Origin of the sequence: Bacillus sp. ISO11 (assembly GCF_003458115.1) — a bacterium.
GTDB classification, from domain to species: domain Bacteria; phylum Bacillota; class Bacilli; order Bacillales; family Bacillaceae_G; genus Bacillus_A; species Bacillus_A cereus.
On record NZ_QXCO01000004.1, the window covers coordinates 163,354 to 187,663 of the forward strand.

The following is a 24,310-nucleotide window of genomic DNA, read 5'->3' on the forward strand; positions in this document are numbered from 1 at the left end:
ACTCTCCCCCTTCTTTAGCAATTCTTTTCGAAAGCTTGTTCTAAGTTCGTAATAATTTCGTCCATAGTTGCACCTTCAATTTCATGACGGTGAATGAAGTGAACAACTTCTTTTCCTTTTAATAATGCCATAGATGGTGAAGATGGAGGAATTTCTCCGAAGTATTCACGCATTTTTGCAGTAGCATCTTTATCTTGACCTGCGAATACAGTTACAAGATGATCAGGTTGTTTTTCAGCACGAACAACCGCTTGACCTGCTGATGGACGTGCTAAACCAGCTGCACAACCACAAACAGAGTTTACAACTACTAAAGTTGTACCTGATGTATTTTCCATAAATTCTGTTACAGCTTCTTCTGTAGTTAACTCTTCAAACCCAGAACGCACTAACTCTTGGCGCATTGGGATTACCATTTGGCGCATGTATTCTTCATAAGCATTTGACATCTTGTAATCTCTCCTTCAACTTTCATTCCAAATTCATCATATCACGCTCTATTAATAGGTGCAAAAGAAAGATAACGATGATTTCATTTTTTTGTAGGGATTTCACAAACCCCACCGCGGCAATGTCCCACTGGAACAAGTTTTCTATTATTAGCGATATAATCGTATACTTTACTTCCAAAACCAAGTACGATAGATAACTTTATAAAAGGAACTGCAAACCAATAAGATGGAACGGCCTTTGCTAATACATCTATGCTCTGAATACCGTCATACCACTTATTATTTTTTAAAATATACAGTCTTTGTTCCATCTTACTTTGTAGTTCTTGAGAAAGCTCATACTTCTCAACTACATCTTCATTTCGAAATGAAACAAATTTCATCTTACCCTTTTTATCTAATTTTTTCGTACGTTCTGCAACGGCCGTACACATCGGACACCAACTATCATAGAAAACAATCATGCATTATTCCCCTTTACGTGACTCCGTCATTTGTTTCCATACAGAACCTTTTGCTTCTTCTCCGCCTTCAATACGCTCTAATGCTAGACGTGCTTGCATCGCTACTTCAAACTCTGGATCATCTTGCGCTGCTTTTAATGCTGGAATCGCACTTTCATCTCCAAGTTCAAATAAGAACATCGCTGCACGCCAGCGTACTAATTTACTTGGGTCTTTCAGAGATTTAATCATAACGAACATCGCTGCCGGATCACCTACATCTGATAAACAATCTCCTGCAGTACGGCGAACACTTACAGAGCGATCTAACAACGCTTTATATAATAACGGTAATACTTCATCACCTTTTACCATACCTAAATACGCTGTTGCTAAGCGGCGTATTGAAACTTTTTCATCATCTAACGCCATCTTCAACACTGGAATATCTTCTTCAGTAGGATCCATTTGTTCTAATGCTGCAAAACGGTTTTTCCAGTCAGAATCTTTCATCATCTCTTCTGTTACTTTATATGGCTCACGCTTTTGAATCGTTACTTCAACAGCACCTGCTTGATTTAATAATTCTTTAACCGTTTCATTTACACGTTCTTCTGAATAAGCAGCAACAATCTCTTCCACTACTTCTTTCCCAATTTCTTCAAAATTACCGTAACGTGTACTTTGTTCTACCCATTTACGCTCTTTTACAACGTTTGGTGCAGACATTTGCACTTTCATAATTGATTCTTTAAAACGATCTGGTAAACCAACACGTTCTTCCGTCGTTCCATCTGTTAACTTTACTTGCATTGGAATTGTAAAGAACATTTGAACAAACACTTTCACTTCTCCAAAATGAGCAAGTTGTTGTTCTTCACTTTCTTCCAATACTTCTTCGCCGAAAACAGCACGAACTTGTTGTAATAAAACTTTCCAGTCATACTTCGCATTTCGCTCCACTGCTAAAAAGTCGGCTACATGATACACACCTTTAATGCCTTCAATTTTCAAAATTTCTTGCACTTGCATTGGTGCTTGTTCTTTATTTTCATTAGTATAATTATTACGTGCTCCTGATGGTAATACTTCATTCAAAATAACTTTCATTGTGTTTGGACTTGGCGTCGGTTCAATTGCTTTAATCTTCACGTAAAAAACTCTCCTTTATTGCATGTTCTTAGCTGTATTGTAACATGTTATCACTCTATACTCCTACTCGGATGCTTAATTTTACTACTTTCTTCCCGCTACCATACTATTTCATTCTTTTTACATTTTAAATTAGGAACGGGATTTTAAAAGCTTTCGTTTCCGATGATTTTTATTTTTTATCCATTTCTTGAGGCATCGCCATTATTTTTGAAAAAAACACGCTAAGCAAAAAAATATAATAAGCTATCCATATGGATAGCTTATTTACATAATTTTCGTTATTGGAAGTTATTTATTTGCTAATAAATCTTCTGCGTAACATTTAATCATCATGTAACCTGCGTAACCGAACTGATCATACGTATCTGCTTCTTCTTTGGTCGCCTGTCTAAGTACTGAATATCCTTTCATTAACATACAATTCTCATCATGAACCATTTGTGAAGTGAAATACTCTGTTTCAATTCCATCTAATTCTAATGAACGATAGCCACTTATAAAACCATCCAATGCTGTTTCATGAATGGTTTTAATATGAACATCTATTTGTATTAACGTTTTACAACCTTTTAAATTCTCAGCCATAGGTGGGCTATCTCCGATCCAGTCCATCAAACCTGCTAAAAATCACCTTCTACTATTTGGATCTGTTTCAATTACTCTACCACATGCAAATTTACTGTTATCTAAAGGAATAGTCCAAAATTGTCCTGGTACTAAATAACGATTTGATTTTGGTTTAAATGGATAGTTTATACTCATTGTTCTCCCCATCTCTTTTTTATCTATTGTATAACATATTCATGTAAAGTTAACATAACGTCCTATTATCGGTAGCAACAAAAAGGAGGATTCCTTACGCTCAGAAGGAATCCCTTTTTTTATTTTCTATCACTCGATTCATCTTTTTATACATTCCTATCCTGTGATGGGTTTTACGATTCTCGTTTGTTACTGGATTAGCCAAAAAACGTTCTAAAATTTTGTATACTCTTTACTTGTTTTTTCAAAAAAGCTGGCGGTATCCCCTCTTTAAGTTTATTAAAATACTTTCCACAATTTTTTCCGAAGCTATTACTTAAAATCACCTTTTATTACGATGCCCCCTCCCGCCTTCTCTCCAAAAAGGTAATACTCTCAATCACAACTTCAGTTCTATATATTCTCTTGCCTTGTTCATCATCGTAATTACTAGTCTGAATACGCCCTGTAATCCCAACGAGCGACCCCTTCTTACAATATTCAGCTACATTCTCAGCCGATTTGCGCCAAACGACACAATTAATAAAATCGACTTGTTGTTCACCTAAACTATTTCGAAATCCTCTATTCACCGCAACACATATTCGTGCATAAGCGACGCCTTGTTTTGTGTAGTATAATTCTGGCTCCTTTGTCAATCTACCGATTAATACAACTCGATTCATCATAAGTTATACCACCTCACATGTTTTTCTTCATTGTAAGGAGAAATATTTGAATGGTAAAAAGCACAAAATGATATATCCGTAAGTAGAAAGTATTATTTTGGACCTTACAAAACAAAAAAAGAAACCATACATAGTTCAAACATGTATAGTTTCAAAATTTATTACACTTCAGTACAAGATATGTAATATCCTCCGCGAGCCATCTTTATTTCAGCACGGTACATTACATTTTCTAAGTAGAAAGTAATCGGTTTAACTTTACTCTCAAATTTTAGTCTTTCATTGCATTCAGCCGCATATCTCTCTATTGCTGAAGTAATGACTTTTGATGATGGATACGTTAAAGCATCATCTAGTTCTATGAAAAAACTTTTAGAAAATAGCTTTTTCATAATCACTTTCTTCTCTTTCATCATATTCCATCCCCCCTTAACTCAAGTTACAAATATCCATATTATACCATAAAATCAATTTATCTTTAAAAATAAAAAAATCCTGCATTTCTCATGCAGGATTTTTTTATTAGTCATTTTTCGTAAAGTAAGAAACGAAACGAAGAATTTCTAAGTATAACCATACTAATGTAAGCATTAGTCCCATCGCAGTGTACCACTCCATATATTTCGGAGCTTGACTACGTACACCATTTTCGATTAAATCGAAATCTAGTAATAAGTTTAATGCAGCAACTACAATAACAACTGCACTAATAATAATACCGATTGTACCACCTTGGTGAATGTATGGAACAGTTACACCAAACATATTTAGTAGGAATACGACTAAATACATAACCATAATTCCAAGTGTTGCTGCCATAACGCCTGTACGGAATTTATCCGTTACTTTTACTACGCGTGTTGCATATAACACTAACATTGCAAATAGAATTGAGATTGTTAGTAATACAGCATTTAAAACGATAGAATCGCCAAATTTCATTGTATAAACTGCTGAAATACTTCCTAACACAACCCCTTCTACCGCTGCATAGATTGGTGCACCAAAAGGTGAAATACGCGGGAAGAACATAGACGCGAATGCGATGATTGCCGCAACGATTAAAGCACCAATTAATACTGGCATCTTCATCGTCCCCTGCATCATCTGTATGTATGAATAGACAGACGTTGCAAGTAGCAAGATAAGCATAATAAACGTTTTGCCTACTGTTCCGCCAATCGTCATCGCAGAAGCGCTTGCTCCCTCTTTACGGAATGCCTCTTTTTTCAACATTGGATTAGATGTTCTCATTTTTTCCCTCCTAAAATAGGTTCTACCAATAGTGTAAAGTTTTTCTCTTTACTTTTCAATATATGCAGCTTGTTTTTATTTTAATCCTTCAACGATGTCTGATAGTTCACTCCATCTTTCCATCTTTTTTTCTAGCTCTTCTTCTGTTTTCTGCTGTGCTTCAGATAATTCTTGTGCCTTTGTGAAGTCAGATCCAACTTTCGCAAGTTCTTCTCCAATTGACTCAATTTTTTCTTCAAGTTCGGCAATTGTATCTTCAATCGTTTCCCATTCACGCTGCTCATTGTATGAAAGTTTACGTTTACGTTGTTGTTTTGGAGCTTCTTCTACTACTTTTTTCTCTTTTTGAACTTCCGCTTTCTCCATAAGTTCTCTCGTTTTTTCCATTTCTAAATAATCTGTATAACTACCTAGAAACTCACGCACTTCGCCTCCGCCAGTAAAGATGAACAGTTCATCTACTACTTTATCTAAGAAGTAACGGTCATGCGATACAGTTAAAACGACACCTGGGAAATCCTCTAAATAATCTTCTAGTACTGTTAATGTTTGTGTATCTAGATCATTCGTAGGTTCATCAAGTAAAAGTACGTTTGGTTCTCCCATTAAAATACGTAATAAATATAAACGTCTTCTTTCACCACCAGATAGTTTACCAAGTGGTGTACCATGTGAATGCGTCGGGAATAAGAAACGTTCTAACATTTGAGATGCACCAATTACTTTTCCATCTGTCGTATGAATAACTTCTGCAATCTCTTTAATGTATTCAATCATACGCTGATTTAAATTCATCTCTTCATTTTCTTGCGTATAATAAGCAACTTTTACAGTTTGTCCTACTTCCACTTCACCACTATCAGGAGATAACTTACCTGCAAGCATATTTAATAGGGAAGATTTCCCGCTTCCATTCGCCCCAATAATTCCGATACGATCACCCGGTTTCACAATATGATTAAAATTATGTAATACCGTCTTATCGCCAAATTTTTTCGTTACATCTTTTAACTCAAGTACTTTCTTTCCTAGACGACTTCCGCTTAGTGCAATATCAACTGACTGTTTTGCAGCTGGTCCTTCTTGTGCCTTTAGCTCATCAAAACGCTGAATACGCGCCTTTTGTTTCGTAGAACGGGCTTTTGCACCACGACGAATCCAAGCAAGTTCACGACGATATAAATTTTGGCGTTTCGATTCTTGTGCCAATTCTTGCTCTTCACGAAGTGCTTTCGCTTCTAAAAATGTACTATAGTTTCCTTCGTAGCTATATAATTTACCATTATCTAATTCAAAAATACGATTCGTCACACGATCTAAGAAATAACGATCATGGGTTACAAGTAATACCGAACCTGTATATCTCGCTAAATATTCTTCTAACCATTCAACTGTCTCATGGTCAAGATGGTTCGTAGGCTCGTCTAAAATTAATAAATCAGGTGTTTCAATAAAACATTGTGCCATTGCGATACGTTTTTTCTGTCCACCAGATAAGTTCCCAACAATTGCAGTGAAGTCCGTAATTCCTAATTTCGTTAAAAGAGATTTCGCATTTGCATTTGCTTCCCATGCACTCATTGCATCCATACGTTGCTGCACTGCAAATAATTGTTCCTGTACTTTTTCATTACTTGGATCTTTTTCAATATTTAATAGTGCTTTTTCATAATCACGAAGAAGACGAATTAAAGGTGTATCACCATGGAACACTTGCTCTAATACTGTCAGTTTTTCATCAAACTCTGGTTGCTGTGATAAATAACTAATTGTATACCCACGTGAATGCGTCATATCACCTGTATCAGGAGTTTCTAATCCTGCAATAATTTTTAATAATGTCGATTTACCAGTTCCGTTTACACCAATAATTCCGACACGTTGTCCTTCTGTAATACTACATGATAATCCATCAAATAACGGCTTTTCCCCATATGATTTTGATAAGTTCTCCACAGTTAACATTTTCATATTTGTGCATTCCACTCTTTCATAAATTGTTCAATAAACTGTTCCATATAACGATGACGAATTTCAGCCTCTTGTTTTGCTGCATTCGTATTCATTAAATCTTTTAATTTCAAAAGTTTTTCATAAAAATGATTTAAAGATGGATCATTATTTTTTCTATATTCTTCTTTCGTCATTTCTTCACGCGGCGGAATAGTTGGGTCATACATTAATCTCCCTTTCGCCCCACCATATGCAAATGTACGAGCAATTCCTATTGCACCAAGAGCATCTAAACGATCCGCATCTTGAACAATTTTCCCTTCAAGTGACTCTACTGTGCCGCCATGGCCACCTTTATAAGACATATTGGCGATGATATGAAGAATATGTTTACTTTCCTCTTCTTCAACCCGTAGCTCTTCTAACCAATCAGAAACTTTTTTCATTCCTGCTTCTTCACTTTCATTTAGCTTTTCATCTGCCACATCGTGAAGTAATGCTGCCATTTCAATTATAAAACGATTTCCACCTTCTTGCTCAGATAAAGAAATCGCCATTTTATGTACACGTTCAATATGATACCAATCATGCCCACTCGCATCTTTTTCTAAAATATGTTTTACAAAAGTAATTGTTTTTTGAATTTTTTCTTGTTTTGTCATTTTATCTTCACCCAGTTACTTATTGTAACACGCCCGCATTTTTTCATCACATATTTTCTTGTCCGCCCATACACTAGGTGGTAGGCATCATCATGAAGGAGGAATAAACATGTTCTATAATAATCAACCGCCTTATCCAAGGCAACCATTGTATCCTCAACAACAAGAACAGAGATACACAGAACAATACGAAGAACAAGAGTTACAACAGCAAGAGCCACAATATGAAGAAAACCCATATGCAACAACGCAAAACCAAGAAACTGAATTTCAACAAAATCCATATGACACACGTCCAAATTATGAATATCCTCAAAATCCATATGCAGCACTACAAAATCAAGAACAGCGATATCCTCAAAATCCATATGTAATACCACAAAACCAAGAACAACAATATCAACAAAATCCATATGCAGCACCACAAAACCAAGAACAACAATATCCTCAAAATCCATATGTAGCACCACAAAACCAAGAACAACAATATCCTCAAAATCCATACACAACTCAACCACAACAACCGCAATACCAACAACAAATGTATCAACCAAACTACGACGCACGTGTCTCACCACCTAAACCACCAACAATAGATCCAACTCAACCACAAATCTTACCACCTGGACCAACACTAGACATTACACAACCACAAATCTTACCACCTGGACCAATTACTGAACCAACACAACAACAAATTCAACAAGTTGTCGGTACACAGTTTTTACCTTTCAAGAAACCCGTACTAGATTTCGTAAAACCATGGGTAGATTACGGTTTAAATGAAGCAAAACATACATCACATGAACACGCATTAACAGAAGTTGCTGCGATTATGTTTTTAGTTGGTAAAGGCTTCAATCCGACGATTGCACATTATATCGTTGAATCTTGGGAGAAGAATGAGCAGTTTTAGGGTTGTTTATTTGATAAAATATAAAAACACAAAAGTGCCAACCCCCTTATACCACAAGGGTTTTGGCACTTTTTAATATCTAAAACAAATTTTATTGAAATAATTATTTTTATAGATTTTCATACTTTTTTATATAGTACGTGAACATATACAGTACAAAATTACACCTTTGTATACACATTTTTAGAAACATCTTACGTTTATCAAACAATAACCAAAAGACGTACCTGCAACCTCATCATATAAATAATAGATATTAAAAAGAGGACACTATAAGCGCCCTCTTCCTTAGGTTTTAAATATGTTCTCCGTGATCCATAAACACTTCAATTGCTTCGTTTTGTGGTATGTCTTTTACATTAGTAAGACCAAAAGTAAAAACAGCGGATAACATCATCATTAATAAGATTGCTTTTTTCATTTTAGCGCCCTTCTTTCTATGCTCTTTTTGTCTGCATCTAAAGCGATGTGCAAATACTTGCTTGCTTTTCTGTGATTTTCTGAACCATAGAATCTTTCACCTAAAAGAGAAGCATATTCTTTTACCCAATCATATAATTCTTCTTTTTCAAAATACGAAATACCTTCTATAACCACATTTTCTAATTCTTCTTGCGGTACATAGTTATGTACTGCTTTTAAAATTCGGAAATGATGACGATAACATAAGTCGCTAATCTTATAGCCATTCTCAATATATTCATTAGCGATATGACTATAACCTAACTTAAAATGTTCTCTTGCTAAAAGAAACATAGTTTTAGCGTTATTTTCTAATGAATCCTCTAAGTGTTTAATTGCTAACTCTGGCATGTTTTGACTTGCGTATAAAAGTCCTAAATTATGCTTAACTCGTTTAATAAGAAGTTCATCATTAGATTTTTGGAAGGTACCTAGTGCTGAAAGTAAATATTCCTCTGCACTTTCGAATTCATTTAGTCGAATGTGTGCCATTCCTAAAGTATTTAAGCATGCTGCAGTTTTTAATTCATACCCTGGACTAATTGAAAATACTTCATTCGCCTTTGTAGCAAATTGAACTGCTAGGATTGGTTTTAATACGTGATAGTAATGGACTGCAAGCCAATAATTAAATTCAGCTTTTTCAATTTCATCATGCATGTACTCTAAAAACGTTTCAGCTTTTTCAAATTGCATTCTTGCTTCACTATGGTTTGCTTTATTAATAGCGTAAATTGCTTTAAATAAATGATGATAGTACTCTAAAAATGTTTCTGTAGACTCTGGTAAAGGCTCGATTTTGTCCAGAATATCTTTTGTACTATCCATATCCCGAATTAGCAGTTTATACCGTGCATTCAATAAAGCGTAGTAGACTAATATTGTTTGGTCTTCCTTAATATTATTGATTTTATTTGCAATATCTTCTTTTATTTTCTGAGACTGTAATACACGTTGTGAAATCATAGCTTGATACCATTCGTTTAATAATTTTGTGATTTCTTCTTTAGAAATAATGTCAACACTCATCTACTTCTACCCCCTTTTGTTAAATGTTATCATGACATGCTTGTTTGCATGAATAAGTTTTTGAATATTCTAACTTGAAAAAATTATTTTTGAATATTCATGTTAACAAAATGGTCCCTTTTCAAACCTTAAAAAAGAACACATGTTTGTAGCGGAGTTAAAAAAACAAAAGTGAGGTATTACATCATGGAATATAACAGCTTTCCTGTAGTACGTGGAAGAGGTATGGTGAAATGGAATCCGTTTGCTTCAATACCGGAGCAATACGAGGAAATACATAGAATGTTTGAGGAACAATATAAAGTACCTAAACCTTTTTTAACACAAGATACTATGGAACGAATAGAAAGAGCGTTAATGCAATCTTTTCACGAGGAAGAAGAAATACATATCTCATACTATCGTGATGGAATGGTGCAAGACATGTACATAAATGTATTACATATTGAACCGATGACGAAAACTATATATTGTACAGATGCCTTTGGTTTGAATACTAAGTTTAAGTTTGATGAATTGGTGAATATAAATTAAAAGAAGCCGCCCGACAGGACTGAAGTGCACCCCAATTGTTAGACACAGCCTAACAATTGGGGTGCACTTCACATATATAGGTGGCTTTTGTACGACAAAAAAAAGAGCTCTGCTATACAGCAGAGCAAAAGAAAAATATATAACCCTATAAAAATAATACAAATTATTGATACTTTCAAAAGACGAAATTTAAATTTCCATCACAATAATAGCTATGTTTAAGTATGAAACATTCTACCTTCACTATAGCTATGAATATTCTTATTTTAGAATTCCATAGTATCCAAATAGCTCTTTGAGAAATACCTCAATACCGAACTTCTTCAAAGAATCTTTTCTTTGTTCAAAGAGAAGTTCTAAAACTTTTTTCTTATCTTTGTCTCTTCCATAATGAATCAACCTATGACAGTTCGGACATATACTAACTATATTTCCAACAACATCTAAACTATTTTCAAAATCAATTCATTTATACGATTAATTGTGTAAGAATTATGATTTGTGATTTCTCCTAATTCCTTGTACTGCCTTACGTTTTTTTTCCATTTCACAATTACAACATTATTTTTTTGTAACTGTTTAAATTGCTCTTGTGTTTCAAAGTTTACAAAATTCATATCAATTCCCCTTTGTATGAAAATGAAATTTCTATAATAAAACTTTATAAGCTTTATATATCCATTCTTCATCTTTGTCTTCTTCCACATAAAAGATTTCTATTTTTATTTCCATACCATTTTCCATTAAAACGTGCGCTTCATATTTCCCATCTACATAACTAGCACAATCAATATTGTCTGCTACTATTTCTCTCCATTTATCAGGTAAACTATCATAAAAACGTTCAATGGCCGCTACTAAAACTAAATCTTCTAAATGAGCAGTTTTAAGGTTGTTTATTTTTAAAAACATCAAAAATGCCAAATCCCTTATATCACAAAGGATTTGGCATTTTTAAGTATCTAGAACACGCGCTAAATTTAAGGAGAAATTAACAGACATGAGTCCGGTATAATGCCGTGTCCACACCCAAGGATCGGTTACATAAAATAGCGTATCTAACCTGGGAAGTCTATTGGCCTTTTGCCCTTATAGTAACGCTCTCTTCTACTAAGACCTTTTCTTTCTAGGGCCTACAATTAATTTAATCGCTGTTCTTTCTTCATTATTGATAGAAATCTCTTGAAACGCTGGAACAAAAGCTAAGTCAATACCACTTGGAGCGACGAACCCTCTTGCAATCGCAATTGCTTTAATCGCTTGATTTATAGCTCCAGCCCCAATCGCTTGAATTTCCACATTACCACTTGTTCTTAGTACTCCTGCTATTGCACCTGCGACTGAATTTGGGCTTGATTTTGAAGATACCTTTAATATATTTTCCATGTAAGTTGCTCCCTCTATTATTTAATCTCTCTTTCGTTACAATTTTAAATATTTTAGCGTATCTTTAATTACTATTCACACCAAAAACAAACGATGCTTCATATGTATATTATTCTATATTTTCTGACTTTTTCCTGCTCAGCTACGCAAATAAAAAATAAACTGAATAACCTAATATAAATATAGATAAATATTATAACTTCACCAAATGATAACATCCATACAGCTAAAGGTAATATTTCTGTTTTGTCAGACTAAATAAATATAGTAAAGTGAAATTTTAATGAGTGGGGGTTTAATTCATCCCCCACCTAACTTCTTTGCTTTCGCTGAATTTTGAGATGGGAGTCTTACTGCTCGGAAAATAGCGGGATAAACGTTTCCTCGTTACTTCAATCTATTTAGAAATTCCATTTATTTTTCTATCAAATTATAAACCTTATCATCTTCAAAAGGTGTTACAGGTAATACCCAAATACTACACTTCATCATTTGACCACTTTATATTCCAAATCTATCTCCTTTTATAGTACAAGCATACACGCCAATTGTGATTCATCTTCATAAACTACTATGTGGTTTAAATTTATTAAGAATAGGAGGTAATATTTTGGGTTCATACTATCATTCTTCAAACTCGTATAAAAAATGCTCATGCAAATCTTCTTCCAGTTCAAATAAAAAATGTTCATGTGACCATTCACATAAACGAAGCTGTCCTGCATACGGAACTTTTTGGCAAACTGAATTTATAACTGTTCCTTTTGGAGATCCTTTTCCATTTAATCACGTTGGACCTTTAGCAGGAGGTGTTTCCTTACTAAATCCTACTACTATACACTTTAGACAAGCTGGTGATTATAGAGTTTCGTTCATTTCCAGTATTAATACTACTTTAAATCCTGTATTTCCACATATCCCAGTCATAACTATATTTTTAAATAACAATCCACTTGCTAATAGTCAAGGTGACTTCGCTATTCAAATGAATACTTCATCAAATAACGAATGTCTTCAACTCGTTGGCGAAACGATTGTTACAGTGCCTGCTAATTCAACTCTTCAACTTAGAAATAATAGTGGTTTTAATCGTCAAAGTATTGTAACTTGTGACAATGGTATAAATTCAGTTGAATTAACAGTTACAAAACTAAGTTAAAATTATTTCTTCACATTCAGATGCTATTTCAGCATCTTTTTTTATCGAATAACAGTTTTTTCAACTTTTATTATCTCTCCCCACATAAAAAAGTGCAGAATTCTTTCTAACACAAGATTTCTGCACTTTTTTATTATACTTATTTATTCTTCCTTATTTCTCTACATAAACCGACTTAACAATCGTACGATTATATGGTTTTCCTTCTTTATTCATCCCTTTTATATCCATCGTAACGTTATATACTCCCGGTTGTTTTATATCTTTCAAAGCACCTGTAAATGTATTCGTATTAACATTTTGTAATTCATTAAATTCAGAGACTAACTTACCTTCTTTATTAACGACTCTTACTGTTATGGAAAGATCCCCTTTCATTTCAGGTGCTACAGGTGATTTTTTCAGTTTATACTCAGGTTTATTTATTTTAACTTTTGTAGGCATTCGAAGAACAAATGGTGCGTCATCCTTGTAATCGCTTACAACTAAATATGCATCTTTCGACTGCTTCGCCATCATTTTGATTTTCCATTCGCCTACTTCTAATTTATCAAACTTAAACGTTCTAATTGTCGCCCCATTAAAAAAAGATTCGCCTTCACCAGTAGTTATAGCGCTATCTTTATTTGCATAGATTTTTCCTTTTGGAGATACCATTTGTACTTCTACATCAGAAGAAGCAGTTAGTACAGAAACTATTCCTTCAGCCTTTTTATCAACAGAAATACTTTGCTCTATCCACTGATTTTGTGGTAATTCGCCTCCTAAAATATTTTGATTTGAAGTTGTATTTAATTGTTCTAGATCTCCATTTGAACTAGTGCTGGATGCTACTAAAGCTGGTAATCCCACATTTGTCGTACGTAAATATGGTTCAATTCGTGCAAAAACAGCTGATCCTTTTCTTATATTGTCATGATCAAATCTGGAATCTGTAAATAAATGTGTACCGTACGATAGCTTCGCACTCCATTCATTTACTAGTCCATCATTTGAACCGTACGATGATAAATATAACCCGCCCATAGATAATGCAGAAAATGTTGGCCCCCAGCTAGTTCCAGTAGCCGTATAGTAACGGTTTAATTTAGCTGCTGGGTTGTTATCTATTATTGAACGAAACTTTGCCATTTCACCTATTTGTAACGAATACGTACCATCATCTTTTTGACCTAATATAGAAGCAAGCCACCCTGCCCACCAACTATATGACAAATCTGCTAAATTTGAGCCGTGATGCGGTGTAGCAAGTGTAATAACATTTCCAACAAATCGATTCGCACCATATTCAACTAATGCGGCTTGTGTATCAATACCACCTTTACTATGCGCTACAATATTAACTTTTTTACCGAAATGATTATATATTTCTTCAAGTTTTTGTGCTAACAACTTTCCGTTATCCCACTGACTAGCCGAACCTTTCCCTGCAGCATCATACAATTGTATAAACACTGTTTGATAGCCTGCTTTTAAAGCATAATCATACATATCATTTATATCATGATATACTGTCTTTCCATACCAACTATCAGCATTACCATTTCTTCCTTGTACAAAGAGAATTGGCGGTTTATTCTCATCATAATTAGCAGGTTTTTGGCCTAAAAACCATTCTCCAGGTGTGAATACTTCTGTATCAGGAAACCCCTTTCCAAGCTCTTTTATAACTTCTGCCTGTACATTTGTGCTAATCGTTGGAGCCATGATAAAAAATACAATTAGTAAGGCCACACATCTTCTCATCAGTCGCATATTACTCCCCCTATTTTTTTGAAAGAAGGTGTTCTTTATAATATTTTATATTTTCCCTTCCTTAATAATAGCTAATCTTTTATTTTTAAAAGATGTTAGCCCTATTTTTAGAAGGTTACTAGTTGTATACCCTCTTCCTTAACTCTCGTTATTCTCTTTGTTTCTACCTCTTCCTTTTGATAGAATACGACAAAAAAGTTTCTCAATAATTGTTACCTTCGCTACACCCAGATATTTTTTAAATCATTATTGTTTATATAAAGCATACAAATCTTGAAAAAATTTTAGTAAAAAAACATTTTATTACTAGTTAGTTATTTAAAAATATAATAAAGATATGTACTTTCTTTTCATTAAATACAAACTAATTTTAAAGGAGCTTGTATTATAAGACTTTCCTACGATTAAAAATTAAACTGAAATTTCCGAATAGAAAATCACATTTCCAGAAACATATATTATGATAATTTCCGCACACTTGAATTAACTTTTTAGAAGTACTAACCTATCGGTGAACAGAAGAAAATTCTGTAAAAAGAAAGGAGAATACTTTATGATGACCAAATTACAAAAGGAGTTTTTTAAACGCTTAGAAATTCCTGCAAAAGAAATAACATTTGATGATTTAGATGAAATTCTCTTGAAAATGGGAATGATTCTCCCCTATGAAAATCTTGATATCATGGCTGGTACTATTAAAAATATCTCAAAAGATAACTTAATAGAAAAGTTACTTATTCAAAAACGAGGTGGACTTTGTTATGAATTAAACTCCCTATTGTATTATTTTTTAATTGATTGTGGGTTTCAAGTATACAAAGTAGCCGGTACTGTTTATGACCTTTACGATAATAAATGGAAACCCGATGATGGTCATGTCATTATCATATTAAGTCATGAGGATAAAGATTATGTTGTGGATGCAGGTTTTGCATCTCATCTCCCTTTACATCCAGTCCCTTTTAACGGAGAAGTCATCTCCTCTCAAACAGGAGAATATCGAATTCGTAAGCGAAATACTCGAAAAGGTACGCATATTTTAGAAATGAGAAAAGGAGCTAACGGGGAATCTACAAGTTTCTTACAGTCTGAACCTTCAAACGAATGGAAAATAGGCTATGCTTTCACTGTAGATCCAATAGATGAGAAAAAAGTGAATAAGATTCAAAAAGTGATTGTAGAGCATAAAGAATCTCCTTTTAATAAAGGAGCTATCACTTGTAAATTAACTACTTATGGTCACATATCATTAACAAATAAAAATTATACAGAAACCTTTAAAGGCACCAAAAATAAACGACCAATAGAATCTAAAGATTATGCTCGCATTCTTCGTGACTCTTTTGGAATAACGCAAGAGAAATATGTAGGAAAAACACTAGAAAGAGGCTAGTTGACTACAAGTATTTCATAATAAAGCAGATTCTATATTTAGAATCTGCTTTATTTTATATTTTGTTATAAATTAATTTAATTTTGTTGTTACCCTTTAATTTTCAATTATATACTCATCATCATATTTATCGTATTGTAGCCCTTTCCCTATCTTTGACTCCGTAACTTGATCTTTTAAAAACGGTGCAGCATCCATTTTACTAGTTGCAATTTCAATTCCATATTTTTTCGTTAAATGAGCTAACTCTATTAAAAACCACTCTCTTCGCAATGTAACTGGAATATCCAATGTTTTTCTTTTCATATATAATAGCACCTCTTTTATTTTCATAGCTTAAAAATATCACTGGATGCACTTATTAAAACTACCTTTCACCGCTAACATCCAATGAAACATTATAGTATATGCATGTCCATTTCAAACGTGCTATCACAAATATGATATTTAAGTTTACATAATTATATTATGTAATAGTAGAAAAGGAAGGCATGTCCCTTCCCCTTCTACTATAGAGATTTAAATTAAGAACATCTTGGTACACCTAAAGCTAAAAATAAACCTGCTACTCCCGCAGTAATCGGTACTTTTAACGTAATAACATCATCTACCTTCGTTACTAAAAAGTAAGCATTACCTTCTTGTAATATACAAGTTACCAACAATTGAAATTCCATTCAAATCTCCTCCTTTCAATCGATATACTATAATTTATGAAATCTCTTTCAAAAAGTAATAGGAAATATATCCATTTTTCCTTATATATAAAATAAATGTTTACAAGTCTATTAAAAATATTAATTTTCTAAATTTATACAAAACGTGTAATATCCAATAAATTCCTATATAATCAATAAGAAGAATCTTACAAATGGAGGTATGAAAATGTTGATTTTAAGTAATATTGGTGCAGCTTTATTTTTTATTGCTTTTATTCTTTTAATCTTATGTATCATTTCATTCTTTAAGAAAAATGGAAAATCAAAACAATATGGACGTCCTACCGTTATTCTTTTTATGATTTCTATTATATTAATAACGGCCGGTACACCAAAATCGGAACACCCCGTCGTCGAGTTTTTTTCTACTTTAAGTTTCATTCTATTTATATTCTTCCTTGTTCTAGCAATCTTATCTGTTATTAAGAAAACAGGTGTAGCGAAAAAACAATTTATTATTACAGCTGTATTATTTGTCATTTTTGTTGCGTTATTAGGTATTTCAGCTCCTTCTTCTGAAAAAACGACAGCAACTAGTACAAAAGTTGCCTCTAATAATGAAGAGCCAAAAGATAGCGAACAGAAAAAAGAGCTAGAAAAGAAAGAGGCGGACGAAAAAACTCAAAAGCAAGAAGATGAGAAGCGTCTAGCCGAAGAACAAGCTCGTAAGCAAGAGGATGAAAAACGTCAGGCTGATGAACAAGCTCGTAAACAACAAGAAGAACAAAAACGTCAGGCTGATGAACAAGCTCGTAAACAACAAGAAGAGCAAAAACGTCAGGCTGATGAACAAGCTCGTAAACAACAAGAAGAACAAAAACGTCAGGCTGATGAACAAGCTCGTAAACAACAAGAAGAACAAAAACGTCAGGCTGATGAACAAGCTCGCAAACAACAAGAAGAACAAAAAGCACAGCAAGCTCAAACACAACCAGCTAATGGTAAATACTGATAGTGCATACTACAAAAATTGTGCTGCAGTTAGAGCAGCTGGGAAAGCTCCTTTACATAAAGGGCAACCAGGTTATAGCTCTCATCTTGATCGGGATGGCGATGGAATTGCATGTGAAAAATAGTAATAAAAAAGAAGCTTTTACTAAGCTTCTTTTTTATTAACGTAAAATATTACCACTTATTACTTTCCCCCTTATTTTAATAACATTCTTCTTATTATTCTCAAAAACGACACAGAATAAGTGATTTCAATCACTACATAGATTTTAATTTATCGCTATTCTTAATTCAGATATTACATTAAAATTTTATGGAGGCATTCATATGGAACATACATTTACTGAAACTTCAATTGTTGGTGAGATTGTTACACAATTTCCGAAAGCTAGTGATCTTTTTAAATCATATAGAATAGATTTTTGTTGTGGCGGTAATAAGCCACTTATTGATGCAATTCATGAAAGAAATTTATCAGCTACTGAAGTGCTTACAGAGTTAAATACGCTTTATCATAATACGAAACGATTAAATGAATCGAAAATTGATTGGAAAAATGCTTCTTATCGTGAATTGATTGATTATGTTATAAATAAGCATCACCGCTATTTAAATGAAGAATTACCACAGTTAAGTCCATATGTGACAAAAGTATTACGTGTTCATGGGGCAAGTCAGCCTCATTTAGCTCAAATTCATAAGCTATTTCATGAACTTAAAATGGAATTAGAACAGCATTTAATTAAAGAAGAAATGGAAGATTTTCCATTAATTTTAGAATTTGAACAAAATCCAACTAATGAAAACTATGCTAAGTTACGTAAAGTAGTAAATGAACTAGAAAATGAGCACAATCATGCTGGAAATATTATAAAAGAACTTCGTAAAGTGACAAATGACTTTACTCCTCCAGAAGGTGCTTGCGGTACTTATCGACTTGTTTACCAACGCCTCGAAGCGCTAGAGTCTGATTTATTTGAGCATATTCATTTAGAAAATAATATTTTATTTCCGCGTGCCATTACGAAAGCATAAATCAAGTGCAGGACATGAGTGTAAATACTTATGGCCTGCTTTTTCGTTTCGCGAAAAATATTCACATCCCCTTCACATAAAACCGAATTTTAACAATTTGTGAATCATTATAAAAATGTGATAAACATCACATCTCCCCCTTATTTGATTTTCTATAATAAAAATATAATCCTTTGTTCAATATTTCACATAAAAAGGGGAAACGAAAATGAAAAAACGTTTAGTTATGATCGGGAATGGTATGGCTGGCATTCGCTGTATGGAAGAAATCTTAAAACATGATAGTGATTCATATGAGATTACTATTTTTGGAGATGAACCGCATCCAAACTACAACCGCATTATGCTCTCTCATGTTTTACAAGGCAAAACAAATATGCAAGATATCATTATGAATGAATACAGTTGGTATGAAGAAAACGAAATAACTTTGTATACGAATGAAAGAGTTCAAAGTATTAACCGAGAAGAAAAAATTATTATTACAGAAAAGAAGCGTACTCTTACATACGACAAGCTCATTATCGCAACAGGTTCTAGTGCTTTTATTTTACCTGTTGAAGGTTCCGCACTTTCTGGTGTAACAGGATTTCGAACTATTGAAGATACACAATTTATGATAGATACCGCTAAAGAAAAGAAAAAGGCCGTTGTCATTGGTGGCGGGTTACTCGGTTTAGAAGCCGCAAGAGGTCTAATTGATTTAGGAATGGACGTACATGTTGTTCATTTAATGCCTAGCTTAATGGAGCAACAACTAGATACGAAAGCAGCTGCTCTTCTGCGTGAAGATTTAGAAGCACAAGGCATGAAGTTTTTAATGGAAAAGAAAACTGTAAAAATTCTTGGTACAGACCATGTTGAGGGCATTCAATTTGAAGATGGTGAAGTTGTAGATTGTGATTTAATCGTAATGGCTGTCGGTATACGCCCAAATACGCAAATAGCAAAAGATGCTGGTCTAATTGTAAATCGCGGTATTGTAGTCAATGACTATATGCTAACAAATGATGAGTCCATTTATGCAGTTGGAGAATGTGCAGAGCATGACGGTATCGCATATGGACTTGTTGCTCCTCTTTATGAACAAGGTGCGATATTAGCAAAACATATAACAAATTTACAAACTGATGGATATTCGGGCAGTATCGTCGGTACACAATTAAAAGTTGCTGGTTGTGATTTATTCTCTGCTGGCCAAATTTATGAAGATGATCAAACGAAAGCAATATCCATCTTTAATGAATGTAAACGTTCCTATAAAAAAGTATTAATTCGTGATAATAAAGTCGTCGGTATCGTTTTATACGGTGATACAGCTGACGGTACCCGCCTCTTTAGCATGTTAAAGAAAGAAGAAGATATACAAGAATATACACCAGCTTCCATTCTTCACAAAGCTGGTGAAGAATGTGAACTTGACGTTGCTACTATGAGTGCGGATGACACAATTTGCGGATGTAATGGTGTTACGAAAGGCACAATCGTTCAAGCCATTTTAGAACAGGAGTTAAAGACTTTTGAAGAAGTTAAAGCCTGTACGAAAGCCGCAGGGTCTTGTGGTAAATGTCGTCCGCTTGTAGAACAAGTTTTATCTCATACACTTGGAGATGCTTTTGATGCTTCTGCACAGTCTACCGGTATGTGCGGATGTACACCTTTATCACGTGATGAAGTCGTAGCGGCCATTCATGAGAAAGGTTTAAAATCTCCAAAAGAAGTACGAAACGTTCTTGGTTTTGTACATGAAGATGGATGTTCGAAATGTCGTCCTGCTTTAAACTACTATTTACGTATGGCGATTCCAGAAGAATATGAAGATGATAAATCATCCCGTTTCGTGAATGAAAGAATGAATGGTAACATCCAGCACGATGGTACCTTCTCTGTTATTCCACGTATGTACGGAGGCGTTACAACAGCAGATGATTTAATGAAAATTGCTGAAGTTGCGAAAAAGTACGATGTTCCACTTGTGAAAATTACAGGTGCGAGCCGAATTGGCTTATACGGTGTTAAGAAACAAGATTTACCTAACGTATGGGCTGAATTAAATATGGCTTCTGGATATGCGTATTCAAAATCTCTTCGTAATGTAAAATCATGTGTTGGCTCTCGTTTCTGCCGTTTCGGTACGAAAGATTCATTAGGACTTGGTATGTTGCTTGAACAATCATTAGAAATGGTAGATACACCTCATAAAATGAAGATGGGTGTAACGGGCTGTCCGCGTAACTGTGCGGAAGTACTGACGAAAGATTTTGGCGTTGTTTGTGTCGAAAATGGATACCAACTTTATATTGGCGGAAATGGTGGTACGGAAGTACGCGAAGCTGATTTTGTAATGATTGTCCCTACTGAAGATGATGTCCTTCGCATCGCTACAGCTTACATGCAATATTATCGTGAAACTGGTATTTACGGAGAGCGTACTGCCTACTGGACAGAACGATTAGGCTTCGATCACATAAAGGAAATACTGCAAGATGCAAATATGGTCACTAAGTTAAATGAACGTTTCCAAAAAGCTCGTGGCACATATAAAGAAGCATGGGGACAAGCATTAGAAACGAAATCATTAAAAGCGATGTATGAAGTAGAAACTGTGAAATAAGGAGCTGTGATCTATATGATACAAACGAAAGAAAAAATAAAAGTTATGCGTGCAGAAGACCTTCCTATTCAAATCGGTAAAGAGGTACAAATGAAAGGTATGTCTATCGCCCTATTCCGCCTTTCAAATGGCGATATTCGAGCTGTAGAAAATCGTTGTCCTCATAAAAACGGGCCATTAGCGGAAGGTATTGTATCTGGAGAATTCGTCTTTTGTCCACTACATGATTGGAAAATTTCACTACTAACAGGTGAAGTTCAAAAACCTGATGATGGTTGTATTCAAACGTATGAAGTAGAAGTTATTGACGGGGATATTTATATATACATGTAATTTACAAAAGGAAGCCTCCCCTGGCTTCCTTTTAAATAAAAATAGACGAGGTGCGAATATGAACGGATATGTATATTTAGTTGGTGCAGGACCAGGTGATGAAGGGCTTATTACAAAAAAAGCGATAGAGTGCTTAAATCGTGCAGATATCGTCTTATATGACCGCTTATTAAACCCTTCCTTTCTTAATTATACAAAAGAAACATGTGAACTTATTTATTGCGGAAAAATGCCAAAGAATCATACTATGCGTCAAGAAATGATTAACGCACACCTCCTTCAATTTGCGAAAGAGGGAAAAATCGTAGTCCGCTTAAAAGGCGGAGATCCATCTATTTTTGGCCGTGTTGGTGAAGAAGCAGAGACTTTAGCATCAGCAAATATTCCATATGAAATTGTACCAGGTATTACATCTAGCATCGCCGCTAGTATCTATGCAGGTATTCCCCTCACCCACCGTGACTACAGTAATAGCGTCACTTTATTAACCGGACATGCAAAAGGTCCTTTAACCGACCATGGAAAATATAATTCATCTCACAATAGCGACACAATTGCCTACTACATGGGTATAGAAAACTTACCTACAATTTGTGAAAACTTACTACAAGCAGAAAAAAAAGAAGATACGCCAGTAGCAGTCATTGAATGGGGTACAACTGGTAAACAGCGCGTTGTCACAGGGACACTGTCTACCATTGTTTCTATTGTCAAAAACGAAAATATTTCTAATCCTTCTATGACAATTATTGGTGATGTCGTTTCCTTACGGGATCAGATCGCTTGGAAAGAACGTAAACCATTACACGAGAAAAAAGTTTTATTTGCATCTGCAACGAATAAAACAAGTTCAATGAAGCAAAAGTTACAAGAAGCCGGTGCAGAAATATATCAAATTCCTACTTTCAAAAAGGTAGAATACACATTAACACTTGAACAAATCAATGAAATTTTTAACGTTAATCGTCTTGTTTTTTGTTCAGCTGAAAGTGTAGAAATATTGATGCAATCATGTAGTAAACACCAAAAAGATATTCGTTCTTTACAAGCGCAACTACAACATATGAACGTTGCCACTCAAGAAAAACTTATGCAATATGGGCTACTAAGTAAACAAGCAGAGTTCTCTTCCAATACAACAGTTTATTTAGGACGAAACATTAACCGAATTGCTGTTATTCAAGAAAAAATTGGTGCTGGTTCCTATATGATGACTCATGAGTACACAATTGATCATCGCTTCGATGAAATTCATTCACGTATGCTTTCTGAATTCTCATGGGATAGCATTGTATTTGAAGGTCGTGCTTCTATTGATACGTTTCTAGCAGAAATAAAACGCCTTGGCTTTATCAATTTTCTTACTCTCCCATTCTCGTATACCGACGTTCCAACTTTATACTATGCAAATAAAGTTGGGTTTCATAACGTAGATCATCAATTACAAGAAACTCTTATGAAGAAAGACATGGTAAGACAATGAAAGGAATTGTATATGTTGGACATGGGAGCCGGCTACAAGAAGGTAATGAACAATTCATTCAATTAATTCAATCTGTTATGAAAGAGCGAAACGAAAGAATTCAAAAAATAGCTTTTCTAGAACTAACGACACCTACTATTTCGGATGCAGTTACAGAAACGATAATAGAGGGAGTAACTGAAATAATGATTGTACCTGTTTTATTATTTGCAGCAGCTCACTATAAACGTGATATTCCTTTTGAAATAGAACAACTACAAAAGAAATATCCACAAATAACATTTTCAGTTGTACCTCCTTTTAGTACACATCCACATATGGTGGAACTTGTAGTGAAAAGAATACGTGAAGCTATGCCAATGCAAAATAGTAGTATTTTACTCGTAGGACGAGGCAGTAGTGATACACAACCGATACATGAGTTACAACTAATCGGAGCAGCTGTCGAACGAAAACTTGGTATGCCAGTATCCTGTTCCTTTTTAACGAAAGGAACTCCCTCTTTTACTGCCGAGCTCAAGGATATAACATCGACTGCGTCCCATGTATATGTCATGCCATACCTTCTCTTTACCGGATTATTACTTCAAAAAATTGAATTGCATACAAAAAAATATAATCATGTTACGACTTGTAACTGTCTTCAGTTTGATACATATATGAAACTAACATTGTTAGAACGAATGGAGGAATGCATATATGTATAACATGTACCCTCTTATGTTTAATCTACAAAATAAAGTCGTTGTTATCATTGGTGGAGGTAAAATTGCATATCGAAAAGCGTCTGGATTAAAAGATACAGGCGCTTTCGTCACTGTTGTCAGCCCAGAAATTTGCGAGGAAATGAAGGAACTTTCTTATATTACTTGGAAGCAAAAAGCTTTTAGTAATGATGATATTAAAGATGCTCACCTTATTTATGCAGCTACAAATCAACACGCTGTAAATATGATGGTCAAACAGGCCGCTCATGATTTCCAGTGGGTTAACGTTGTAAGTGATGGTACAGAATCATCTTTTCACACACCTGGCGTTATAAGAAATAATGAATATGTTGTCACTATTTCAACTTCTGGTAAAGATCCATCATTTACGAAGCGTTTGAAGCAAGAACTAACATCTATATTGCCTAAACTTATAAAAAAGATTTCTCGTACACATAAATTGTAATCTATTTCTTAGTTAAAAT

The 24,310-nt window shown here is 34.3% G+C and carries 28 protein-coding genes and 2 pseudogenes; 11 read left to right on the forward strand and 19 right to left on the reverse strand.

What is annotated here, in order from left to right:
* Positions 1-14 precede the first annotated feature (14 nt).
* The 10 genes from D1166_RS05990 to D1166_RS06030 form a co-directional block, all read right to left on the reverse strand.
* Positions 15-449 (reverse strand): BrxA/BrxB family bacilliredoxin, encoded by a 435-nt coding sequence (locus D1166_RS05990; RefSeq protein ID WP_000063706.1) that lies wholly within the window; start codon positions 447-449, stop codon positions 15-17.
* Positions 450-532: 83 nt separating this feature from the next.
* Complete coding sequence (locus tag D1166_RS05995) at positions 533-916, reverse strand: thiol-disulfide oxidoreductase DCC family protein (protein WP_000634887.1); 384 nt, start codon at positions 914-916, stop codon at positions 533-535.
* Positions 917-919: 3 nt separating this feature from the next.
* Positions 920-2,047 (reverse strand): conserved virulence factor C family protein, encoded by a 1,128-nt coding sequence (locus D1166_RS06000; protein WP_000692564.1) that lies wholly within the window; start codon positions 2,045-2,047, stop codon positions 920-922.
* A gap of 291 nt (positions 2,048-2,338) precedes the next feature.
* Complete coding sequence (locus tag D1166_RS06005) at positions 2,339-2,662, reverse strand: hypothetical protein (protein WP_000383793.1); 324 nt, start codon at positions 2,660-2,662, stop codon at positions 2,339-2,341.
* Between the two features lie 15 nt (positions 2,663-2,677).
* On the reverse strand, positions 2,678-2,812 hold the full coding sequence (locus tag D1166_RS31725) for an Imm26 family immunity protein (RefSeq protein WP_000026685.1): 135 nt from the start codon (positions 2,810-2,812) through the stop codon (positions 2,678-2,680).
* A 332-nt stretch (positions 2,813-3,144) separates the two neighbouring features.
* A complete protein-coding gene (locus D1166_RS06010) occupies positions 3,145-3,480 on the reverse strand; it encodes a single-stranded DNA-binding protein (protein ID WP_000982014.1) in 336 nt (111 codons plus the stop codon).
* A gap of 161 nt (positions 3,481-3,641) precedes the next feature.
* The gene (locus D1166_RS06015) at positions 3,642-3,896 is read right to left on the reverse strand and encodes a DUF4318 domain-containing protein (RefSeq protein ID WP_000975158.1); all 255 of its coding nucleotides are present in this window, start codon (positions 3,894-3,896) and stop codon (positions 3,642-3,644) included.
* Positions 3,897-4,002: 106 nt separating this feature from the next.
* On the reverse strand, positions 4,003-4,734 hold the full coding sequence (locus D1166_RS06020) for a Bax inhibitor-1/YccA family protein (RefSeq protein ID WP_001260655.1): 732 nt from the start codon (positions 4,732-4,734) through the stop codon (positions 4,003-4,005).
* A 75-nt stretch (positions 4,735-4,809) separates the two neighbouring features.
* Positions 4,810-6,705: an ABC-F family ATP-binding cassette domain-containing protein gene (locus tag D1166_RS06025; RefSeq protein ID WP_000783169.1), complete on the reverse strand. Its 1,896-nt coding sequence runs from the start codon at positions 6,703-6,705 to the stop codon at positions 4,810-4,812.
* A complete protein-coding gene (locus tag D1166_RS06030; RefSeq protein ID WP_000165966.1) occupies positions 6,702-7,349 on the reverse strand; it encodes an HD domain-containing protein in 648 nt (215 codons plus the stop codon). The genes D1166_RS06025 and D1166_RS06030 overlap by 4 nt, the downstream gene beginning before the upstream one ends.
* Before the next feature lie 109 nt (positions 7,350-7,458).
* Between D1166_RS06030 and D1166_RS06035 the strand changes: the two genes are divergently transcribed.
* A complete protein-coding gene (locus tag D1166_RS06035; RefSeq protein ID WP_097855896.1) occupies positions 7,459-8,265 on the forward strand; it encodes a hypothetical protein in 807 nt (268 codons plus the stop codon).
* A gap of 295 nt (positions 8,266-8,560) precedes the next feature.
* Here the strand turns inward: D1166_RS06035 and D1166_RS06040 are convergent, their stop codons facing one another.
* Together D1166_RS06040 and D1166_RS06045 are read right to left on the reverse strand one after the other, a co-directional pair.
* Positions 8,561-8,686 (reverse strand): hypothetical protein, encoded by a 126-nt coding sequence (locus tag D1166_RS06040; protein WP_000709202.1) that lies wholly within the window; start codon positions 8,684-8,686, stop codon positions 8,561-8,563.
* Positions 8,683-9,756 (reverse strand): response regulator aspartate phosphatase, encoded by a 1,074-nt coding sequence (locus D1166_RS06045; RefSeq protein WP_000109862.1) that lies wholly within the window; start codon positions 9,754-9,756, stop codon positions 8,683-8,685. Before D1166_RS06045 ends, D1166_RS06040 begins: the two co-directional genes overlap by 4 nt.
* Before the next feature lie 186 nt (positions 9,757-9,942).
* On the opposite strand from D1166_RS06045, the gene D1166_RS06050 reads away from it, so the two are divergent.
* Positions 9,943-10,290 carry a YolD-like family protein gene (locus D1166_RS06050; RefSeq protein ID WP_000456233.1) on the forward strand — a complete coding sequence of 116 codons (348 nt, stop codon included), beginning with the start codon at positions 9,943-9,945 and terminating at the stop codon, positions 10,288-10,290.
* Between the two features lie 261 nt (positions 10,291-10,551).
* Here D1166_RS06050 and D1166_RS32130 read toward each other — a convergent pair.
* From D1166_RS32130 to D1166_RS06065, 4 genes and pseudogenes are all read right to left on the reverse strand, one after another.
* Positions 10,552-10,752 (reverse strand): annotated as a pseudogene (locus D1166_RS32130) (HNH endonuclease); the annotation flags it as partial.
* Positions 10,734-10,907 carry a hypothetical protein gene (locus tag D1166_RS31180; RefSeq protein WP_165851657.1) on the reverse strand — a complete coding sequence of 58 codons (174 nt, stop codon included), beginning with the start codon at positions 10,905-10,907 and terminating at the stop codon, positions 10,734-10,736. The gene D1166_RS31180 and the pseudogene D1166_RS32130, both read right to left, overlap by 19 nt.
* Positions 10,908-10,938: 31 nt before the next feature.
* Positions 10,939-11,202, reverse strand: coding sequence for a hypothetical protein (locus D1166_RS06060; RefSeq protein ID WP_000478848.1), 264 nt, complete (start codon positions 11,200-11,202; stop codon positions 10,939-10,941).
* A 198-nt stretch (positions 11,203-11,400) separates the two neighbouring features.
* Positions 11,401-11,676 (reverse strand): stage V sporulation protein S, encoded by a 276-nt coding sequence (locus D1166_RS06065; RefSeq protein WP_000427801.1) that lies wholly within the window; start codon positions 11,674-11,676, stop codon positions 11,401-11,403.
* A gap of 610 nt (positions 11,677-12,286) precedes the next feature.
* Between D1166_RS06065 and D1166_RS06070 the strand changes: the two genes are divergently transcribed.
* Positions 12,287-12,835 carry a hypothetical protein gene (locus tag D1166_RS06070; RefSeq protein ID WP_000536153.1) on the forward strand — a complete coding sequence of 183 codons (549 nt, stop codon included), beginning with the start codon at positions 12,287-12,289 and terminating at the stop codon, positions 12,833-12,835.
* Between the two features lie 153 nt (positions 12,836-12,988).
* Here D1166_RS06070 and D1166_RS06075 read toward each other — a convergent pair whose 3' ends face one another.
* Positions 12,989-14,590: an esterase/lipase family protein gene (locus D1166_RS06075; protein WP_097856353.1), complete on the reverse strand. Its 1,602-nt coding sequence runs from the start codon at positions 14,588-14,590 to the stop codon at positions 12,989-12,991.
* Positions 14,591-15,143: 553 nt separating this feature from the next.
* Between D1166_RS06075 and D1166_RS06080 the strand changes: the two genes are divergently transcribed.
* On the forward strand, positions 15,144-15,983 hold the full coding sequence (locus D1166_RS06080) for an arylamine N-acetyltransferase family protein (protein WP_000988427.1): 840 nt from the start codon (positions 15,144-15,146) through the stop codon (positions 15,981-15,983).
* A 96-nt stretch (positions 15,984-16,079) separates the two neighbouring features.
* On the opposite strand, the gene D1166_RS06085 is transcribed toward D1166_RS06080, so the two are convergent.
* Entirely contained in the window at positions 16,080-16,289 is a 210-nt protein-coding gene (locus D1166_RS06085; protein WP_000824205.1) for a hypothetical protein, read from the reverse strand.
* A 218-nt stretch (positions 16,290-16,507) separates the two neighbouring features.
* Positions 16,508-16,660, reverse strand: a complete 153-nt coding sequence (gene exsG / locus D1166_RS06090; RefSeq protein WP_000395679.1) for an exosporium protein ExsG — start codon at positions 16,658-16,660, stop codon at positions 16,508-16,510.
* A 208-nt stretch (positions 16,661-16,868) separates the two neighbouring features.
* Between exsG and D1166_RS06095 the strand changes: the two are divergent.
* From D1166_RS06095 to D1166_RS06125, 7 genes and pseudogenes are all read left to right on the forward strand, one after another.
* Positions 16,869-17,778, forward strand: a pseudogene (locus D1166_RS06095) (excalibur calcium-binding domain-containing protein).
* A gap of 202 nt (positions 17,779-17,980) precedes the next feature.
* On the forward strand, positions 17,981-18,688 hold the full coding sequence (gene ric, locus D1166_RS06100) for an iron-sulfur cluster repair di-iron protein (protein ID WP_097856352.1): 708 nt from the start codon (positions 17,981-17,983) through the stop codon (positions 18,686-18,688).
* Positions 18,689-18,896: 208 nt separating this feature from the next.
* Positions 18,897-21,302, forward strand: coding sequence for an NADPH-nitrite reductase large subunit (nirB, locus tag D1166_RS06105; RefSeq protein WP_097856351.1), 2,406 nt, complete (start codon positions 18,897-18,899; stop codon positions 21,300-21,302).
* Positions 21,303-21,317: 15 nt separating this feature from the next.
* On the forward strand, positions 21,318-21,635 hold the full coding sequence (gene nirD, locus D1166_RS06110) for a nitrite reductase small subunit NirD (protein WP_000616692.1): 318 nt from the start codon (positions 21,318-21,320) through the stop codon (positions 21,633-21,635).
* Positions 21,636-21,693: 58 nt separating this feature from the next.
* On the forward strand, positions 21,694-23,118 hold the full coding sequence (locus tag D1166_RS06115) for a uroporphyrin-III C-methyltransferase (protein ID WP_097856350.1): 1,425 nt from the start codon (positions 21,694-21,696) through the stop codon (positions 23,116-23,118).
* Complete coding sequence (locus D1166_RS06120; protein ID WP_069604793.1) at positions 23,115-23,825, forward strand: sirohydrochlorin chelatase; 711 nt, start codon at positions 23,115-23,117, stop codon at positions 23,823-23,825. Before D1166_RS06115 ends, D1166_RS06120 begins: the two co-directional genes overlap by 4 nt.
* Complete coding sequence (locus D1166_RS06125; protein WP_000282595.1) at positions 23,818-24,291, forward strand: precorrin-2 dehydrogenase; 474 nt, start codon at positions 23,818-23,820, stop codon at positions 24,289-24,291. The genes D1166_RS06120 and D1166_RS06125 overlap by 8 nt, the downstream gene beginning before the upstream one ends.
* Positions 24,292-24,310 lie beyond the last annotated feature (19 nt).

Excerpts from the sequence above, each read along its gene's own strand:
- D1166_RS06065 (WP_000427801.1), bottom strand. The coding sequence starts at position 11,676 with ATGGAAAATATATTAAAGGTATCTTCAAAATCAAGCCCAAATTCAGTC.
- D1166_RS06075 (WP_097856353.1), bottom strand. The coding sequence starts at position 14,590 with ATGCGACTGATGAGAAGATGTGTGGCCTTACTAATTGTATTTTTTATC.
- D1166_RS06020 (WP_001260655.1), bottom strand. The coding sequence starts at position 4,734 with ATGAGAACATCTAATCCAATGTTGAAAAAAGAGGCATTCCGTAAAGAG.
- D1166_RS05990 (WP_000063706.1), bottom strand. The coding sequence starts at position 449 with ATGTCAAATGCTTATGAAGAATACATGCGCCAAATGGTAATCCCAATG.
- D1166_RS06080 (WP_000988427.1), top strand. The coding sequence starts at position 15,144 with ATGATGACCAAATTACAAAAGGAGTTTTTTAAACGCTTAGAAATTCCT.
- D1166_RS06060 (WP_000478848.1), bottom strand. The coding sequence starts at position 11,202 with ATGTTTTTAAAAATAAACAACCTTAAAACTGCTCATTTAGAAGATTTA.
- D1166_RS06085 (WP_000824205.1), bottom strand. The coding sequence starts at position 16,289 with ATGAAAAGAAAAACATTGGATATTCCAGTTACATTGCGAAGAGAGTGG.
- D1166_RS06035 (WP_097855896.1), top strand. The coding sequence starts at position 7,459 with ATGTTCTATAATAATCAACCGCCTTATCCAAGGCAACCATTGTATCCT.
- D1166_RS06040 (WP_000709202.1), bottom strand. The coding sequence starts at position 8,686 with ATGAAAAAAGCAATCTTATTAATGATGATGTTATCCGCTGTTTTTACT.
- D1166_RS06050 (WP_000456233.1), top strand. The coding sequence starts at position 9,943 with ATGGAATATAACAGCTTTCCTGTAGTACGTGGAAGAGGTATGGTGAAA.
- D1166_RS06025 (WP_000783169.1), bottom strand. The coding sequence starts at position 6,705 with ATGAAAATGTTAACTGTGGAGAACTTATCAAAATCATATGGGGAAAAG.
- D1166_RS31180 (WP_165851657.1), bottom strand. The coding sequence starts at position 10,907 with ATGAATTTTGTAAACTTTGAAACACAAGAGCAATTTAAACAGTTACAA.
- D1166_RS06005 (WP_000383793.1), bottom strand. The coding sequence starts at position 2,662 with ATGGACTGGATCGGAGATAGCCCACCTATGGCTGAGAATTTAAAAGGT.
- D1166_RS06115 (WP_097856350.1), top strand. The coding sequence starts at position 21,694 with ATGAACGGATATGTATATTTAGTTGGTGCAGGACCAGGTGATGAAGGG.
- D1166_RS31725 (WP_000026685.1), bottom strand. The coding sequence starts at position 2,812 with ATGAGTATAAACTATCCATTTAAACCAAAATCAAATCGTTATTTAGTA.
- nirB (WP_097856351.1), top strand. The coding sequence starts at position 18,897 with ATGAAAAAACGTTTAGTTATGATCGGGAATGGTATGGCTGGCATTCGC.
- exsG (WP_000395679.1), bottom strand. The coding sequence starts at position 16,660 with ATGGAATTTCAATTGTTGGTAACTTGTATATTACAAGAAGGTAATGCT.
- D1166_RS06120 (WP_069604793.1), top strand. The coding sequence starts at position 23,115 with ATGAAAGGAATTGTATATGTTGGACATGGGAGCCGGCTACAAGAAGGT.
- D1166_RS06010 (WP_000982014.1), bottom strand. The coding sequence starts at position 3,480 with ATGATGAATCGAGTTGTATTAATCGGTAGATTGACAAAGGAGCCAGAA.
- ric (WP_097856352.1), top strand. The coding sequence starts at position 17,981 with ATGGAACATACATTTACTGAAACTTCAATTGTTGGTGAGATTGTTACA.
- D1166_RS06015 (WP_000975158.1), bottom strand. The coding sequence starts at position 3,896 with ATGATGAAAGAGAAGAAAGTGATTATGAAAAAGCTATTTTCTAAAAGT.
- D1166_RS06125 (WP_000282595.1), top strand. The coding sequence starts at position 23,818 with ATGTATAACATGTACCCTCTTATGTTTAATCTACAAAATAAAGTCGTT.
- D1166_RS06030 (WP_000165966.1), bottom strand. The coding sequence starts at position 7,349 with ATGACAAAACAAGAAAAAATTCAAAAAACAATTACTTTTGTAAAACAT.
- D1166_RS06045 (WP_000109862.1), bottom strand. The coding sequence starts at position 9,756 with ATGAGTGTTGACATTATTTCTAAAGAAGAAATCACAAAATTATTAAAC.
- D1166_RS05995 (WP_000634887.1), bottom strand. The coding sequence starts at position 916 with ATGATTGTTTTCTATGATAGTTGGTGTCCGATGTGTACGGCCGTTGCA.
- nirD (WP_000616692.1), top strand. The coding sequence starts at position 21,318 with ATGATACAAACGAAAGAAAAAATAAAAGTTATGCGTGCAGAAGACCTT.